Below are 16,692 nucleotides of genomic sequence, written 5' to 3'. Positions count from 1 at the left end.
TTGAAAATTGATGGAGAATATTTTGCTCAAAAAAATAGTCTTAAAACAAAGCGTCATCGCAGTCGCATTGACCCTGTCTTCTTCGCAACTGGTCTATGCCCAGCTGGCTCCGCAGGAGCCGGCACTGCAAAAAATCCTGATCACCGGCTCCAACCTGAAGCGCGCCGACAAGGAAGGCACCTCGCCTGTCGACGTGATTACCGCCAAGGACATCAAGGACAGCGGCGCGTCGACGGTGGCCGAACTGATGAAGCTGATTCCATCGATGGGCACCGATACCAATCAGGATCAGGCCAGCGGCAGCGGCTTCGCCAAGGGCGTGGCCACGGCATCATTGCGCGGCCTGGGATCGAGCTCCACCCTGATCCTGCTGAACGGGCGGCGCATGACGCCATCCGCGTACGCCGATCCGAACAATGGCAATTCGACCCTGTATGACTTGAACAGCATCCCCCTGTCCGCCCTCGACCGCGTGGAAATCCTCAAGGATGGCGCATCGGCCGTCTACGGCTCGGACGCCATCGGCGGCGTCATCAACTTCATCACCAAATCGAACTACCGAGGCGGCCAGTTATCCGCCAATGCGAGCGCCAACGACGACAACCGTTTCCGCCGCAAGAACATCAATGGCTTTTTCGGCACCGGCGACTTCGATACCGACGGCTATAACGTCTTTGTCGCCGTCGATTACTCCGAACGCGATCGCGTGGCGCGCCGCGATGTCAATGACATCGCCTATTCCACCTACCAGGACCTGAACGGCCGTTTCCGCTCGAACTATTCGAGCGCCGTGTCGAAATATGCAACGATTTTCCGCGAGTCCGCACCCGGATCGAAAAGCTTTGGCGTCACCCAGGCCAATGGCCCGGCCCGCATGACCTTCAACCTGGGCTGCGATCCCAGCGAGCGCATTACGGGCGGCACAAAGGACGGCCTGCTGCCAACCAGCGTGCTGATCGGCCGCACCTTCTGCAACTACAACGGTGACCAGTTCCTCGAAGGCACGGGCGCCGGCAAGGATGCCAGTGTCCTGACACGCGGCACGCTGAAGATCAACAGCAAGGTGACAGGTTTCGCCGAAGGGGCCTACACGCGTTCGAGCCGCAGCTACACGGGATTGCCTATTACCTTGGGCAATGCCCAGGTTACCAACTTTACCGCCACGGGAACGGGCGAACCTTTCCAGGTCATCCTGCCCATCGGCCACCCGGACAATCCGCTCAGCAATGCACGCGCCTCGGTCAACTACCGTTTCGAAAACCTGCGGGGCGGCTCGCAAACCGTGAATGAAAACTCGCGCCTGCTGGCTGGCTTGCAAGGCGACCATTTCGGCTGGAACTGGGAAAGCGGCGTGCTGTGGAATCGTTCTGAGCGCGAAGAAACAACATATGGCCAACTGTACCTGCCAACCTTGCGCAAGCTCAACACAGGTACATCGCTGGCGCAACTGGTGGCCGATCCCACGCTTGGCCACGATGTCACAGACCGCGGCATAGCTGAAATTCTCCAGTGGGATGGCAAGGCCAGCACGGAATTTGGCCAACTCGGCGGCGGCGCCATGGGACTGGCGGTGGGCTTTGAACTGCGGCGCGAAAAAATCCGCATCGATCCTGACAGCCTGACGGCCAGCGGGCAAATCCTGGGTGTCGCCAATACCGCCATTGACGGCCAGCGCAATGTCAAGTCGGCTTTCGTCGAACTGCGCACGCCATTCACGAAAAGCTTCGAAATGGATTTCGCCGGACGCGTCGACAAATATCCTGGCATCAAGACCAACTTCGTGCCGAAGGTGGGTGCCAAATGGACAGTCACCGATACGCTGGCGCTGCGCGGCACCTACGCCGAAGGCTTCCGCGCGCCGGCACTGTCGCAAGTGACGCCCGGCGGTGCGCAATATTTCCTGCGCGGCGTGTATGACCCGAAACGCTGCGAGGAGGATGAAGAGACGCCGCGTCCGAATGGCGTCGCTTCCGACTGCAACAAGACGACTTCGGGCGTCGGTAACGCCAATCCCGACCTGAAACCGGAAACCTCGAAGAGCTACTCGCTGGGCCTGATCTACTCCCCGGCAAACTGGCTGGACTTCGTGGTCGACGTGTACAAGGTGCGCAAGGAGAAGGAAGTGGCGCTGGGTACGGCCAGCGACGCCTTGAAAAACGAAGACCGGATGCCTGAAAACGTCATCCGCGACCAGAATCCGGTCAACTTCATCACCGACGCGAATGGCAATCCGATTCCAGGCACGGGCCCGCTGCTGGGGGTCAAGACGCCATGGACCAACCAAGGTGCCACCGAGTTGAAGGGCATCGACCTGGAAGCGCGCATGCGCAACAAGCTCGGCGAATGGGGTTCGCTGAGCTCGGCCTTCCGCGCCACCTATGTCTACAGCTACAAGATGGCGCAGGTGGCAGGCGACGTGGAAAATAACGTCACCGGCAGCCGTCCTGGCTTGTCCGACTGGCAATTGGGCGTGGGCACGGACATGCCGCGCGTAAAAGCCTCGCTGACCACGTCGTGGACCAAGGGCGATCACAACGTGAATGCCTCGCTCAATTTCGTCGACAGCATTTCGCTCAAGCGCTTCCGCGATGGCGCTACCGTCTACGACCAGCCTTTCTGTGCCTATGGCACGAAGAAGCCGACCGATGCGGCGCCGGATCGCAATACCTCGATTCCCGGCTATGAAACTGCCTTCCCGGATTGCAAGGTCGCCAGCTGGACCACGGTCGGTCTCGGCTATACCTACACGGGTTTCAAGAACGTGAGTCTGAGCATCAACATCCAGAACTTGTTCGACCGTGCCGCGCCTTACGATCCAGGCTACCCAACTACGGGCTACAACGAGGGCTTGCATAACAACTATGGCCGCTACTTCACCTTCAACGGACGTTATACGTTCTAATTAGCTGCAGGCACGCTCTTGACGCCTCCTTCGGGAGGCGTTTTTTTTGCCGTGCCGACATCAGATGCGGAAACGCTCCCGGCGTTGCCTTCAGCAATCTACTCGAAGGGATTGGCCACCGACGTCACTTCGGGCGGCGGCAGCTGGTCGGGCAATTCCTGCTTTTCCAGTTGCGCCACCACGTCGCCCAGCAGTTTTTGCAACTGTTTCGCCAGCGCCAGGCCCGGCTTGTCCAGGGTCAGGTCGATGTCGCCGCTGATGCTGATGCGGTCGACACGGTTTTCGATGCTCAGGCCGCCGATCTCCAGCACATCGCTTTCATTGGCGTACGGGACGAATTTCTTTGCGCACATGGGATTTCCTTTCAAAGGGATTATTTTTTCGACTTGCTATTGATCTTGGGCAAACTCAGCATGCGCAACTTTTGCTGGCGCGTCAGCGACGGTAACAGATCGATGCCTATCCTGTCTTCCAGTTGCGCAATGCTCAGCACTTCATACGCCTTGGTATCGACGTTTTCAATGAAGTAGGCGGCGCCGGCGCGCTGGCGCGGGCTGTACACGGCCTTGTACAGATGGCTGGGCACAATCACTCTTCCCACCTTGCGCAGGTTGCCGCCAATGAAAGCCGGCCCCGTTATCACATATAAGTCACCCTCTTTCTTCGCCATCTTGCGCACGGCACCCTCGATGCCGGCCCACACATAGCGGTTGTTGCGCGCATCCTGCGGCACCATGTTGGCCAGGGTAAAGCTGTCGCGCTGGCTCTGGCGGTCCGGCATGTCGCCGTTCGGCGCCATGTGGCCACGGTCGAAGCCGCTGCGCGCATAATCGGCCAGCTCGGCGCGCTGGGCGGCGGGCAGCTTGCGTTCGGCATGGAAGGAATTTTCGCGCGACAAGTCCTGCGCCGCTTCCAGGTTGTTCGCCGTCAAGTGTTCAGCCGACCACAGCGGCGTGCGCGTAATCCCCGAATGCATCACGCCAAACACGTTGTAGCACAGCTCCCTGGTTGCCACGTCCAGCTTGGGGTTGGTGATTTCCGGCTTGCGGCCATCGACGTAGTGGGCGGGACAGGCATCGGCATGCGCCAGGTTCGCGGCAAAGGCGGAAGCCAGCAAGCCGCACGCCAGGGTCAGCCTGGCGATCGATCGTTGAAACATATTTCCCTCTGAAATCTTTGCAGGCCAGCATTCTAGCGGACGGCGGCCCTCGCCACAAACCGGCACAAACCTGGCGTGCGCGGCGGCGAACGGGCGTGCAGGCGGGCGTGCGGGCGGCCCTGCGCAGAGCTGGCGCAAATAAAGGCCAACAGGCCGCGCACAGCCATTCATATCTGCTAAGATTGCCTTGATTCGTTCGCATCGACCATTCAAGATTTGGAGAGCATATGATCAAAAAAACCCTGCTGCTGATCGTTGTCGTCGTCGCCGCCATCCTTGGCTATGCCACCACCAAACCCGACACCTTCAGTGTCCAGCGTGAAATCACCATCAAGGCCCCGCCCGAGAAAATCGCCGGTCTGATCACGGACTTCCACTACTGGGCCGCCTGGTCGCCGTGGGAAAAGCTCGATCCGGCCATGCGCCGCACGTTTACAGGCCCCGCCAATGGCCTGGGCGCGCAATATGCCTGGACGGGCAATGACAAGGTGGGCGCCGGCCGCATGGAAATCACGGAAGCGGCCCAGCCCGAACGCACCGTCATCAAGCTGGACTTCCTCAAGCCGTTCGAAAGCCACAACACCACCACGTTTGCCATGACACCCGAGGGCGACAGCACCAAGGTGAACTGGACCATGACAGGTCCCAGCCCTTACGTAAGCAAGGTCATGACGGTCTTCGTCAGCATGGATACCATGATCGGCAAGGATTTCGAGAAGGGCTTGAACAACCTGAAGGCGGCAGCAGAGCGCTAAGCCTTCCCCGTCGCGATGAAAAACAGGGCCGTGCGGCCCTGTTGTCGTTGGCGCCGCCCCTTGCGGGGCAGCCGGCTCAGAACTGCTCGATCCAGGCCGCCAGGTGATCCGGCGTGAGCGCCGGTTCAGCCTGCACCACCTTGCCCTGCAAGCCCATTTCCGTTTTACTCAGCTGCAAGGACCAGCCGCGCCGCGCCAGCCACAGCAAGCTGGCCAGCCAGAACGAGTGAATGGCCGAAACGGGCGTGGTGGTGGGCGTTTCCAGGAATTCCGTCAGCAGGCGGCCATCGAGGAACAGCGCCGTGCCGCCCTGGTTTTGCAGCGCCGCGCCGAACACGGGCAGCAGCATGTCGATCGCCTGTTCCACGCCGCGCCCCGGATGCTCGCGCTCGAGCGTATCGAGCTGCTGGCGCACGGCGGCGGCAAAGGCCGTGCCGCGGAAGGCTTCTGAACTGACCAGGTCGGCATAATCCATCAACAGCCAGTCCGGCTCGGGCGGCGTGACGCCGGCCGTCAAGGCCGCCGACAAATACGCTTCCACGGGCAGCTGCTGTTCCGGACCGGCCAGGCTGGCGCACAGCGCGTACAGGCTGCCGATGCGGTTGGCGACGGCTTGCCGCTGGCGCACCATCAGCTTTTCGCGCAGCAATTGGGCGTGCTCGTTGCGCAAGCGCGCCAGTTCCAGCGCCTGTTTGAGTTCCATGCGCAGGGCCGCGATATCCCACGGCTTCTGGATGTAGCGGTGGATCTGCCCCTGGTTGACGGCTTCCACCGTGTGTTCGAGCTCGGAATACGCGGTGGTCAGGATGCGCACGATGTGCGGATGGCGGTCCCAGGCATACGACAGCAGCTCGTTGCCATAGGCGCCCGGCATGCGCTGGTCCGACACCAGCACGGCGATGCGGTCGGCCTGCTCGTCCAGGATGCGCTTGCCCTCCTCGACCGAGGTCGCCGTCAGCACGTCGGCCAGCGGCGCGATGGCGCGCTGGAAATATTTGAGGGCGTTGGCCTCGTCATCGACATAGAGTATCGTCGGCAAGCCTTGCGCCGGCTCACGCTGAGCCGGTAAACGCAGATTGGCGTCAATCATGCTCGTTCCTTATATGTACTGGAAAATTCAGGGTTACCGTGGTGGAAGTGCCAAACTCGGTGGCGATGTCGAGGTTGCCGCCGAACGACTGCATCATGCGGTGGCAAAACACCATGCCCCAGCCCTTGCCTTCGTCGCCGTTGGCACTGACGGGGTCGATCAACAGCTGTTCGACAATCTCGGGGGCGATGCCGGCGCCATTGTCGCGCACCATGATGCGGCCGGCGTCGATGCGGATGCCGATCGCAGGATGAGCCTGCTCGCCGGCCGAGCGCAAGGCATTCGCCAGCACGGACGATAAAATCAGGGCGACGCAATTGGGCGACTCGGCAATGGAAAAATCGTCGCCCACGTCCACCGTGATGGCGGCGCGCTGGGCCGTGCTCAAGGGATAGCTGTCGAGCAAGGCCGCCAGCAGCTGGCGCGCGCTGCCGGCGCGGCGTCCGCCCTGCATGCCGGGCCCGGCGCTTGCCAGGCGCACCGTGTCGACAAAGCTGGCCAGCACCGACAGGCAATAGCGCGCATTGTCGTGCATCAAGGCGGCCGCTTCGCCGATCTCGGCCTGCGGCACCGCCTCCGCCTGCGCGCGCCGGGCGATGCCGCGCGCAAAATTGGCGATGGCCGCCAGCGGCGTGTTCAATTCATGCGCCAGAAACGCCAGCGATTCTTCCATCGCCACCAGGCCCTGGCGGCGCGCGGCGCGCTCGCGTCCCGTCTGCACGGCCAGTTGCAGCGCCGTCTGCATGGCGGCCAGGTCGAGCGGTTTTTCCAGCAGGCGGAACACCGCGCCGCCGTTGATCAGTTCGAGCAGCACATCCTTGTCCGCATACGCGGTGACGAGCATGCAGACGATGTGCGGATAGCGCTGCGCCACTTCCTGCAGCAATTCGCTGCCCAGGCGGTCCGGCATGCGGTAATCGGTGACGAGCACGTCGATCTGTCCGGCCTCGTCTGCCAGCAAGGCGAGCGCCGCATCGACGCTCAGCGCCGTCAGCACGCGGTAGCGGGCCCCGGCGGCGCGTTCGAAATACTTGCAGGCGAGCGCTTCGTCGTCCACGTACAGCACGCTGGCGCGGCTATCGTTATCCATGCTAACGGCCCTCCCAATCGGAGCGCTGCAAGTCGAAATTCATGCTGGCCCACGCGCCCAGCTCGCTTTCGGCCGTGAGGGTGCCGCCGTGGCGCTCGATCACGCCATAGCTGATGCTCAGGCCCAGGCCCAGGCCCTGCCCCACTTCGCGCGTGGTAAAGAACGGTTCGAACACGCGCGCCAGGTTTTCCGGGGCGATGCCGGGACCGTTGTCGCGCACGCTGATGCGCAGGCGGTTCTCGTCCCAGTGGGCCGTGATGCGGATCTCGAACGGCGGCGCATTGCCCTTGCGCATGGACAGCACGGCATTGCCCAGCAAGTTGATCAGCACGCCCACGATGGCCGCTTCGTCGCCGCGCACCAGGGTGTCGACCGGCAAGTCGTGGCTGATGCTGACATTCTTCGTTTCATGGCCCACCAGGCGGATGGCCGCGTCGAGCGCGCTGCGGAACTGGAAGTGTCCCGTTTCCAGCTGGTTGCCGCTCTTGCGGTAGGCAAAGGTCTTCAAGTCGGACACGATGTGCTGCACGCGCAGCATGCCCTGCTTGGCGTCGGCCAGGCATTCGCTGACGAGCGCGCTTTGCTTGGCGGCCGGGTCTTCGATGGCCACCTCGATGGCCATCATGCAGAAATTCACGGGGTTATTGACTTCATGCAGCATGCCGGCGGCCAGGGTGCCGATGGCAGCCATTTTCTCCTGCTGCAGCATCTGCCCCTTGATATCGGCCAGACTTTTGTTGGTTTCTTCCAGTTGCGTGTTCTTTTGCGCCACTTCCGCCTTCAGCTGGAACAGCATGAAGCGGGCGCGCTCATTGAAATAGGTAAACACGGCACTGATGCTGGCCGACATGATAAGGAACAAGCAATTGACGACAAACGTACCCGCCAGGTCGAAGCCGCCCGCATGCCAGGCACAGGCGCCCACATACAGCAGGCAGGAGATGGCGCCGAAAACCATATTCTGCCACAAGCCGAAGGCCAGCACGATGCCCGACGAATAGATGGCCAGGGTCATGCCCACATAATAGATCGAGGTGGCGCCTTCCGTGACGGCGATCATCCAGGCGATCATGATCTGCGGCAAGATCAGCCAGACAAAGGTCAAGCCCTGGATGCGGTCCTGCGCCCAGCGCGTGCGCATGGCCAGCACGACGCAGAAGATCAGCACGGACACGAGGATGCGCGCACTGGTGAACGCCGACTGCTTGTCCGGATACAGGGCCGAATCGAGGCCCATGCCCAGCAGGATCAGCACGATGCCCGTGTACGCCCCGCCGCGGCTGAATTCCAGGCGGAAGTCGCGCAAAACGGCCGTGTAGCCGGCGTGCAGGCCTGGAGTATCCATCAAGGAATGCTCACTTCCGCGAACACATTCACGCCCGTGGCATCGACATAGATCAGCGGGTCCGTCGCGTGCTCGGGCAGCAAGGCCGACAAGCCCTCTTCATTGCGATAGATCAAATGCCATTCCAGCAAATGCTCCATGCCGAACTTGCCCGGGTTATTCGCGTGCACATTGGTGACGAGCAAACGTCCGCCCGGCCCCACGCGCGAGGCGAAATGCATCAGCAGGCGCGCGCACACCTTGTCGGACAGATAGTCGAACAGGCCGGCGCAATACACGGCGTCGAAACTGCCGGGCAAGCCCGTGATACCGGCGCCATGACGGCGCTTGAGCAGGTTGTGCACGGAATCGTGTACATAATCGATCTCGACCACGCGCCCCGTGCGCTGCATGATGGTGGTCAGGCGCGCGCGCGTCCAGTCCAGGGTCTCGCTGCTGAAGTCGACCAGTTCGAAGGCCAGCCACTGCGCGTCCGGGCACGTTTCCAGGAAGCGCTGCACCTCGATGGCAGGGCCGCAGCCCACGTTGAGCACTTTATACACGCGCCCGGCAGCGCGCGCCGCGGCCGCCTTCTGCGACAGGAATTCCGTCAAAATATCGATGCGGTTGCGGTGTGCCGTGGCGACAGCCGCCTGCAGGAAGGCCGCATTGACGATCTGAAAGTACGTGCTCGGCCCCTGGCGCGGGTCGTCCAGCAGCTGGTTGACCATCTGGTAATCGCCCGCGTAACCGAGCGGCTTGGTAAACGTGCGGAAGACGAACGGCGCGCGCAGGATCAAGGGATGCAGCGCCGCCTGGGCGAAGGCGCGGTGCGCGGGCGCCCGCTCTTCCTCGACGAGCGACGCTTCCACTTCGAGCTGGCGCAGGTACAGCTGGGTCTGCTCCATCAGCGGCAAGGCCAGCTCGTCGAAGATATCGGGGCGCAGCCGGCCGTTTTCCTTGGGCAGCGAGTCGGACAAGTCGACTTGCTCGACCCAGCGCGACACTTCCGACAAGAAAGCGCGCATTTCGTTGACGACGATCTGGTAATCGCGGCGGATGCGGAAACGCTCGCCCCAGCCGGCGACAAAGGCGCTCGACTCTTTCTGCACAGCGCCCTTGACCACCACCACGTCGCTCAGCTCGCGCCACTCGTCGATCAGGGTCACGGAAACGATGGCGGTCAGGCCCGTGTTGACGCTGCTGATGACGACGGCCTTGCCCACGTAGGCATTTTTCGCCCCCATGCGCACCGTCACGTCATTGAGCACCTCGCTGACCTGCACAATCGAGTATGGATTATAGATTTCCATGACCAGCGAATTGCGCTGCAAGTTGAAAATCGTGCCGCGCACCGCCTCACCCTGGGTGTTGCGGAAACTGACGACTGGATCGATCTGCGATTGTGAATACACGATTGAGCATTATCAAGTTGCCCGGTTTCCGGCGCACCCCACGGGTGACGCCAGTTTCCAGGCTGGGTTAAGGCACGGCACACCGGTCGTCTGCCGCCGGCACCGCCATCAAGATGACGGAATTGCGGCGTCGTTTGACGCCGTGCCGGAGCGCCTCAAAGCGCGTCTGTTCGCTCTCTGATCGAGTGTACTATGGATGTAGCAGAACGGGCAATTGTTCCCTCAGGAACGACTGTCCGTGGCGCTGGCGCGCAACGCCGGCGGTCAACCTGCCACAAAAAGGGCCAAAGCATGGCGCAGCAACTGCGGCGTTTGCCCTGTCCAGCGCTTGAACGAGCGGCGAAAGTTGGTGGCATCATGAAAGCCAAGATAGGCGGCCACGGCGTCGTTGTCGTAGCCATGCGCCTGGAACAGATAGATCGCCTTGTGCGCGCGCACCTGGTCCAGCTCGGCCTGGAAATGCGTGCCATGGCGCGCCAGGTGGCGTTTCAGGGTGGCGGGACTGACGCCGAACTCCTGCGCCGTGCGTTCCAGGGTCGGCGCGCAGCGGATATTGGCCAGCAGATAGTCGTACAGCGCGCCGAGCAGGCTCGCGGCCGGCACGGGCGCCACGGCCGCCGCGCGCAAGGCTAGCGCCGCCGCCGTGGCATTGCCGCGCGGCCAGGGTTTATCCAGCCAGCTGGAATCGATGAGCATGGCGTCGACCTGGCAATCGAAGCGCAGCGCCTGGCCCAGGTGCACTTCGTGCTGCTCGACGTGGCGGGGCCGCGCCCGATTGAAGCAAAAGCGCCACGGCAGCGCTTCGCCGGCCAGCCAGCGGCACATGGCCGCCAGCGCCGTCATGTGCATCTCCACCAGAAAAGGCAGCTGGCTGGGCGCGCCGAACGCATCGACCCAGTACAGCACATGCATGTCGCCCGCCTCGCGCAAGCGCGGCTGCAACAGCGGACACAGCAAGGTGTGGAATTCGCACAGGATGCCAAGCGCCTGGCGCAGATTCTGCGCCTGCAGCAAGGCGTGGCTGGCCGCGCCGTAATGGCCGGGCAGCATTTGCTGGCCCAGCATGAAGCTGGTATCGGCACTGTCCAGGCCGCGCGCCACGTTGGCCAGCAATTGCAGGTATTGCGCGGCGCTGACCTGGCTTTCCGCGGACGGCAGCGCGCCGCCATCGAGGCCCGTACCCTTGAGCAGCGGCGCCACGGCCAGTTCGCGGCTGCGCGCATAATCGAGCACCAGCGCCGGCTGGTGATGGGCCGCGATGCTGGGGTCGCCCTGCTGGTTCAGCGGCATCAGGCGGGCGCGGCGGAACTGGCCCTGGGACCGGCGCTGCGGCCGGGCGTTTCCACGGCCCGGCTCAGCTCGGCAAGCACCACTTCCGGCACGCCATCGGTGAGCGCGCACGCATGCCGCAGGCTCAAGCGGATTTCGCGGTTGTCGTTGGCGTGGTGGCGCATCTGTCCCACCATGGCGCACAGGTGGCGCGCCTTCGCGGCCGCATCCTCGCGCGACACGCCCGGCATCAGCACGGCGAAGCGGTCGCCCGCATAGCGGCACAGCAAGTCGTCATTGCGCAAGTTCAACAGCAGCATGTGGCCCACGGCTTGCAGCACGCGGTCGCCTTCGCGGTGGCCGTATTCGCGGTTAATCAAGTGAAAGCTGTCGATGTCGAGCAAGACCAGCGCGCAATCGAGGCCGGGCCGGCGCTCCTGTTCCAGGCGCATCTGCGTGCGCAGATAGCTGGCGTCGGCCAGCTGCGTGATGCGGTCGAAGGCGCGGTGGTCGCGGAACAGGCGCTCGCGCTTTTGCAGGTGTTCGTTCAGGCGGAACTGTTCCTGGCGCCAGTAATACATGCCGATCGTCAGCACCAGCATACCGAACGGAATCAAGGCTTCCAGCCAGTTATCCCACACGGCGCTCTTGTCGACGGCAAAGAATTCGTCCAGGCAATCGGCCCAGGAGCCCAGCATGATGGCGCACAGGCCGCCGGCGATCAGGCGCGTCACCCGCCCGCGGGGACGGCTGCTGAGGGTAAACAAGAACCAGATGCCCGCCATGACGGCCGTGCCGCCCTCGCAGACGATATCCATCCACTTCCAGATGGCAAACGGTTTAAGGTGCCCCAGTGTGGCGTACAGGAACAAGAACAAGGGCAACGCGAGCGCTGCGGCAATCAGGCTGTTACGGTGCAACGGCAGCATGTGGGAAACCTTTAAAAGTGGTGCTGTCGCCACGATAGCGCCCGCCCATGACGGCACGATGACATGCCCCACGCCCGTGCGGCAGGTGCAAACGGCTCATCATTAACAGCGCAGCCGATGCAAATCCGGCAAGCCGCATCCCATGCGCCCTGCGCTGGCAGGTCATTTCAGCTCACCATGATTCATTTCCAGCTGGAAAGCGCTCACAGGCCGTTGTTTTCAAGGTGGCAAGCCCTTGCCTGTCACGCAATCGTCATATTTGCTGCCTAGAATCCGCCCGGTTCCCTCCCCTAACCGAGCTCTTCATGAAAACCATGCACACTTCCTTCCCCTCCCCGCTGCGTCTGACGGCCGTGGCCCTCGGCATCATGGCCGTCTTCAGCGGCCAAAGCCATGCGCAAGCGCAAGATGCGGATGGCCAGCCGGCCGCCACCGTGGTCGTCAGCGGCCAGCGCGCCAGCCTGCGCAACGCCATCGCCGCGCAAGAGAAAGCGGACAATATCATCAGCGTCATCAGCAGCGACGATATCGGCGGCTTGCCTGACAAAAACGCGGCCGAGGCGCTGGCCCGCTTGCCGGGCGTGTCCGTGCAGCGCGACCAGGGCGAAGGCCGCTACATCACCGTGCGCGGCCTGGGCCCGGACTTGAACGCCGTCACCATCAACGGCGCGCTGGTGCCGTCGCCGGAAGCGGGCCGCCGCGCCGTGGCGCTGGACATCCTGCCTGCCGGCCTGATCCGCACGCTGGAAGTCTCGAAGACTTTACTTCCTGAAATGGACGCCAACTCGCTGGGCGCCACCGTCGAAGTCAAGTCGCTGTCCGCCTTCGACTTGCCGGGCAAGCTGCTGTCGGCCAACGTGGGCGCCAGCTATGATGAAAAGACGGGCAAGACCAGCCCCAGCGGCGGCGCCCTGTGGGCCCAGCGCTTCCTCGACGGCAAGCTGGGCGTTGCAGCCGGCCTGAGCGCGGAAAAGCGCTCGTTCGGCTCGGATGACGTGGAAACGGGCGGCGCCTGGAGCAAGGGTAAATTGTCGGGCCTGGAATTGCGCGACTACCTGCCCGTGCGCAAGCGCGGCGCCCTGGCCGTCAACCTCGATTACCGTCCCGAAGCGGGCAACAGCTGGTTCTTGCGCTCGTTCCTCAGCGAATTTTCCGACAATGAAGTGCGCGACCGCCTGACCATCAGCAATATCGCGGGCGGCAGCCTGGCGGAAGGCCAGACGGCCAGCACGCGCGCCGAGCGCCGCATCCGCCAGCGCAAGTACACGCAGCAAGTGCGTTCCTTGGTGCTGGGCACGCAACAGAAATCGGGCGATTGGACCCTCGATGTGAAAGGCGGCCTGAGCCGCGCCACGGAAGACACGCCGGAATCCTTGAACGACGGCCGTTTCCGCGGCACCAGCAATTTCGCCGGCATCAGTTTCACGGATACGCAGGAACCGAAATTGAGCGGCCCCGCCTCGCTGTACGACCCGGCCAGCTACGCACTCAACGCCATCACCCTGCAAAAGCGCTACTCGAAGGACAATGAACACCACGCGCGCATCGACCTGGCGCGCAAGTTTGACATCGCCACCCTGAAATTCGGCGCGAAAGTCAGCCGCCGCGAAAAAACCAATGACACGGATCAATGGGCATATAACAGCAGCAAGGCTTCCAGCGGCAATTACTGGGGCGCCGGTTCCACGTCGATGAGCAATTTCGTGCAAGGCCACACGCTCGACTACGACCTGGGCAACATCGGCGTGGCCCTGGACCCGTCCCTCATCCGCGCCCGCGTGGCGGGACTGGACCGCGCCAAGGCGCGCCTGGCCACGGAATCCGTCATCAACGACTACCGCATGCATGAAGACATCAACGCCATGTATGTGCAAAACAGCTATGACTTCGACGCCTGGCACATCCTAGGCGGCGTGCGCGCCGAGCGCACCAGTTTCGAAGCAAACGGCTCGCAGGTAGACAGCGCAGGCGTCGCCACGGCCTTGACGCGCGAACGCTCGTACACCAACTGGCTGCCAAACCTGCAAACCCGTTATGACCTGGATCAACATACCAGCGTGCGGGCCGCCTGGACGCAAGCCGTCGTGCGCGCCAACTTCAGCCAACTGGCGCCGGGCATCAGCCTGGCCAGCAACACGGAAGCCGTGATCGGCAACCCGGACTTGAAGCCGCTGAAGGCCAACAACCTGGACCTGGGCATCGAAAGGGTACTGGGCAATGACGGCGTGATGTCGGCGTATGGTTTCTACAAGGACATCAAGAATTTCACGTACACGACCAACCTGGCCGGCACGGGACAGTGGGCCGGCTACACGACGGCGACCTCGTATGCGAATGGCGACGCGGCCAAGGTGAAAGGCATCGAACTGGCCTACATGCAGCCGCTGCGCATGCTGCCGGCGCCCTTCAATCGTTTCCTCGTCGGCGTGAACGGCACCCTGAGCACCTCGAGCGCGCAAATCGGACGCTTCGACAAGGCGACGAACAAACAGATGAACCGCGACATCCGCCTGCCGGGCCAGTCGAACCAGGTGATGAACTTGATGCTGGGCTATGAAACGGGGCCGGTCAGCGCCCGCCTGGCCCTCAACTACAAGTCGCCTTACCTGCTGGAAATGGGCAACGACATCCTCGATCAAAGCCAGGACCATATCGTCGCCGGCCAGAAGCAGCTCGATTTCTCGCTGTCGTACCAGATCAACAAACAATTCCAGCTGATGTTCGAGGCGGCCAATCTGAACAACGAAAAATACTATGTTTACCAGGGCACGAAGCAGTACAACGTGCAAAACGAACAATATGGCCGCACCTTTAAAGTGAGCCTGAAAGCCAGCGCCTTCTGATGATGATTTCCAATAATATGAAAAAAACCGTACTCTGCAGCGCCCTGCTGGCTGCCTTTTGCCTCGCGGGCACGGCGCAAGCCGCTTCTGCCAACGCTGTGCCTTCCTTCACGCAGGAAGCGGAGGAACTGTCGCGCCTGCCCGGCGGCGGGTGGCTGCTACTCGACAAGCACGGCTTGCGCCTGTTCAACGCAGCCGGCCAGGAACAGGACCGTATCGCCGTGCGCGCCAAGCAACTGGACACGCGCAGCGATGGCAACAAGGTGCTGGCCGTCTTCCTGGAAGCGGACACGCAGCGCCCCCTGCCCGTCTCCGTCGACGTGCAGGCCGGCAAGCTGGTCAAACTGGCGCCATTTCCCGTGCCGACGTTTTCCGTGGAAGCGTCGTGCCTGTACCGCGACGCCCAGCAACTGGCCCATCTGTTCTTGATCGGCAAGGATGGACAAGCGGAACAGTGGGTGATGCAGGGCGAGCAGCGCAGCCTGGTGCGCAAACTGGCCTTGCCGCCGCACGCCAAGCATTGCCGGGTCGACGATGGCGCCCAGCGCCTGCTGGTGAGCGAGTCGAATATGGGCGTGTGGGCGTATGACGCCGAGTCCGAAGGCATGGGCAAGCGCGAAGTTGTGGCGCTGCGCAAGCCGTATGGCCAGCTGGACGGTGGCGCCGGCGCGCTGGCCATGCTGCCGGGCGGCGTTGCCGTGCTCGATGGCAAGGCGGAAAAACTGCACCTGTACACCCACCAGGGGAGTCAATGGACGGCCATGCCGCCGCAAGCGGTCGCCTTGAACGTGCGCAAGGGCGACAGCCAGCTGGCGCTGGACAAGGACTCCTTGCTGCTGCGCGGCAAGAACGGTTGGCAAACGCGACCCTTGAAATGGGCTGGCAAGGCGGAAACGCAGCCTGCGGTAGCCATCATCGCCCCACAGGCGCAGACGGAGCCGATGGCGCGCCAGGGCGACGCGGCCGACGATCCAGCCATCTGGCTGTCCAGCAACCCGGCCGACGCGCGCATCCTCGGCACCAACAAGAAGCAAGGCTTATTGGTCTACGACCTGCAAGGCAAGCAGACACAACTGCTGGAAGTGGGACGCCTGAACAACGTCGACGTGCGGCAGAATATCCAGTTGGGCAGCAGCAAGGTCGACCTGGCCGTCGCTACCCAGCGCGACGATAACAGCATGATGTTGTTCACCATCAATGCCCATGGCGTGGTGGCGGAAGCGGGCCGCTTCCCTACCGGTCTGAAAAGCATCTACGGCATGTGTCTGTACCAGCCAGCCAGCGGCGGCGTGGAAGCGTTCATCAACGACAAGGACGGCACCTTCCAGCAATACAGCATCGGCCTGGAAGGCAACAAGTTCACCGCCACCCTCTTGCGCAGCTTCAAGGTCGCCACCCAACCGGAAGGCTGCGTGGCCGACGACGCCAACGCCCGCTTGTTCCTGGGCGAGGAAACGCGCGGCATCTGGACCACCTCGGCCGACGCCGCCAAACCGGACGCCCTCACCATGGTCTTGCCCGTCGGCGCGAACCTGACGGCCGACGTGGAAGGCATGGCCATCTACCGCAAGCCAGCCGCCAAGCCGGACACCGGCTACCTGATCGTTTCCAGCCAGGGCGACAGCAGCTACGTGGTGCTCGACGCGCAAGCGCCATATGCAGTGCGCGGGCGCTTCAAGGTGGGATTCAACCTGCCCGCTGGCATCGACGGCACCTCGGAAACGGACGGTCTGGACGTCACCTCCGCCAACCTGGGCGGCGCGTACGCGCAAGGCATGCTGGTAATCCAGGACGGCTACAAGCGCCTGCCCGATGGACCGCAGAACTTCAAGTATGTGGCGTGGGGGGATGTGGCGAAGGCGTTGAAGCTGGACTAGCGACACAGGGGCGGCCCGCACAGGCCGCCCTTGCCACCG

12 protein-coding genes are annotated in these 16,692 nt (G+C 62.9%); 4 read left to right on the top strand and 8 right to left on the bottom strand.

Translation table 11 applies throughout. From position 1 onward, the window contains the following. Window positions 1-67 precede the first annotated feature (67 nt). Window positions 68-2,902 (top strand): TonB-dependent receptor, encoded by a 2,835-nt coding sequence (locus O3298_RS11865; RefSeq protein ID WP_305059445.1) that lies wholly within the window; start codon window positions 68-70, stop codon window positions 2,900-2,902. 98 nt (window positions 2,903-3,000) lie between these two features. Here the strand turns inward: O3298_RS11865 and O3298_RS11860 are convergent, their stop codons facing one another. Next, a complete protein-coding gene (locus O3298_RS11860; protein WP_305059444.1) occupies window positions 3,001-3,255 on the bottom strand; it encodes a hypothetical protein in 255 nt (84 codons plus the stop codon). A gap of 20 nt (window positions 3,256-3,275) precedes the next feature. Continuing rightward, complete coding sequence (locus tag O3298_RS11855; RefSeq protein WP_099667845.1) at window positions 3,276-4,061, bottom strand: DNA/RNA non-specific endonuclease; 786 nt, start codon at window positions 4,059-4,061, stop codon at window positions 3,276-3,278. A 227-nt stretch (window positions 4,062-4,288) separates the two neighbouring features. Between O3298_RS11855 and O3298_RS11850 the strand changes: the two genes are divergently transcribed. Then, window positions 4,289-4,816 (top strand): SRPBCC family protein, encoded by a 528-nt coding sequence (locus tag O3298_RS11850; protein WP_305059443.1) that lies wholly within the window; start codon window positions 4,289-4,291, stop codon window positions 4,814-4,816. Window positions 4,817-4,892: 76 nt separating this feature from the next. Here O3298_RS11850 and O3298_RS11845 read toward each other — a convergent pair whose 3' ends face one another. The 6 genes from O3298_RS11845 to O3298_RS11820 all read right to left on the bottom strand — a co-directional run bounded on the left by O3298_RS11845 (window position 4,893) and on the right by O3298_RS11820 (window position 11,933). Beyond that, window positions 4,893-5,906: a response regulator gene (locus O3298_RS11845; RefSeq protein ID WP_251348576.1), complete on the bottom strand. Its 1,014-nt coding sequence runs from the start codon at window positions 5,904-5,906 to the stop codon at window positions 4,893-4,895. Continuing rightward, window positions 5,899-6,996, bottom strand: coding sequence for a hybrid sensor histidine kinase/response regulator (locus O3298_RS11840; protein WP_305059442.1), 1,098 nt, complete (start codon window positions 6,994-6,996; stop codon window positions 5,899-5,901). Before O3298_RS11840 ends, O3298_RS11845 begins: the two co-directional genes overlap by 8 nt. Window position 6,997: 1 nt before the next feature. Then, window positions 6,998-8,341 (bottom strand): sensor histidine kinase, encoded by a 1,344-nt coding sequence (locus O3298_RS11835; protein ID WP_099667841.1) that lies wholly within the window; start codon window positions 8,339-8,341, stop codon window positions 6,998-7,000. Beyond that, window positions 8,341-9,735, bottom strand: a complete 1,395-nt coding sequence (locus tag O3298_RS11830; protein ID WP_099667840.1) for a class I SAM-dependent methyltransferase — start codon at window positions 9,733-9,735, stop codon at window positions 8,341-8,343. Before O3298_RS11830 ends, O3298_RS11835 begins: the two co-directional genes overlap by 1 nt. A gap of 264 nt (window positions 9,736-9,999) precedes the next feature. Continuing rightward, complete coding sequence (locus O3298_RS11825; protein WP_289897776.1) at window positions 10,000-11,025, bottom strand: AraC family transcriptional regulator; 1,026 nt, start codon at window positions 11,023-11,025, stop codon at window positions 10,000-10,002. Next, a complete protein-coding gene (locus tag O3298_RS11820) occupies window positions 11,025-11,933 on the bottom strand; it encodes a GGDEF domain-containing protein (protein ID WP_099667838.1) in 909 nt (302 codons plus the stop codon). The genes O3298_RS11825 and O3298_RS11820 overlap by 1 nt, the downstream gene beginning before the upstream one ends. 305 nt (window positions 11,934-12,238) lie before the next feature. Here O3298_RS11820 and O3298_RS11815 point away from each other — a divergent pair, with 305 nt between their 5' ends. Next, entirely contained in the window at window positions 12,239-14,776 is a 2,538-nt protein-coding gene (locus O3298_RS11815) for a TonB-dependent receptor (RefSeq protein WP_305059441.1), read from the top strand. 17 nt (window positions 14,777-14,793) lie between these two features. Then, window positions 14,794-16,653: a phytase gene (locus O3298_RS11810; protein WP_289910121.1), complete on the top strand. Its 1,860-nt coding sequence runs from the start codon at window positions 14,794-14,796 to the stop codon at window positions 16,651-16,653. Window positions 16,654-16,692: the final 39 nt, after the last annotated feature.

Source organism: Janthinobacterium sp. SUN137, from assembly GCF_030587265.1.
GTDB lineage: Bacteria > Pseudomonadota > Gammaproteobacteria > Burkholderiales > Burkholderiaceae_D > Janthinobacterium > Janthinobacterium kumbetense.
Note: the sequence above shows the minus strand (reverse complement) of the source record. Positions and strands in the feature narration are given on the sequence as shown.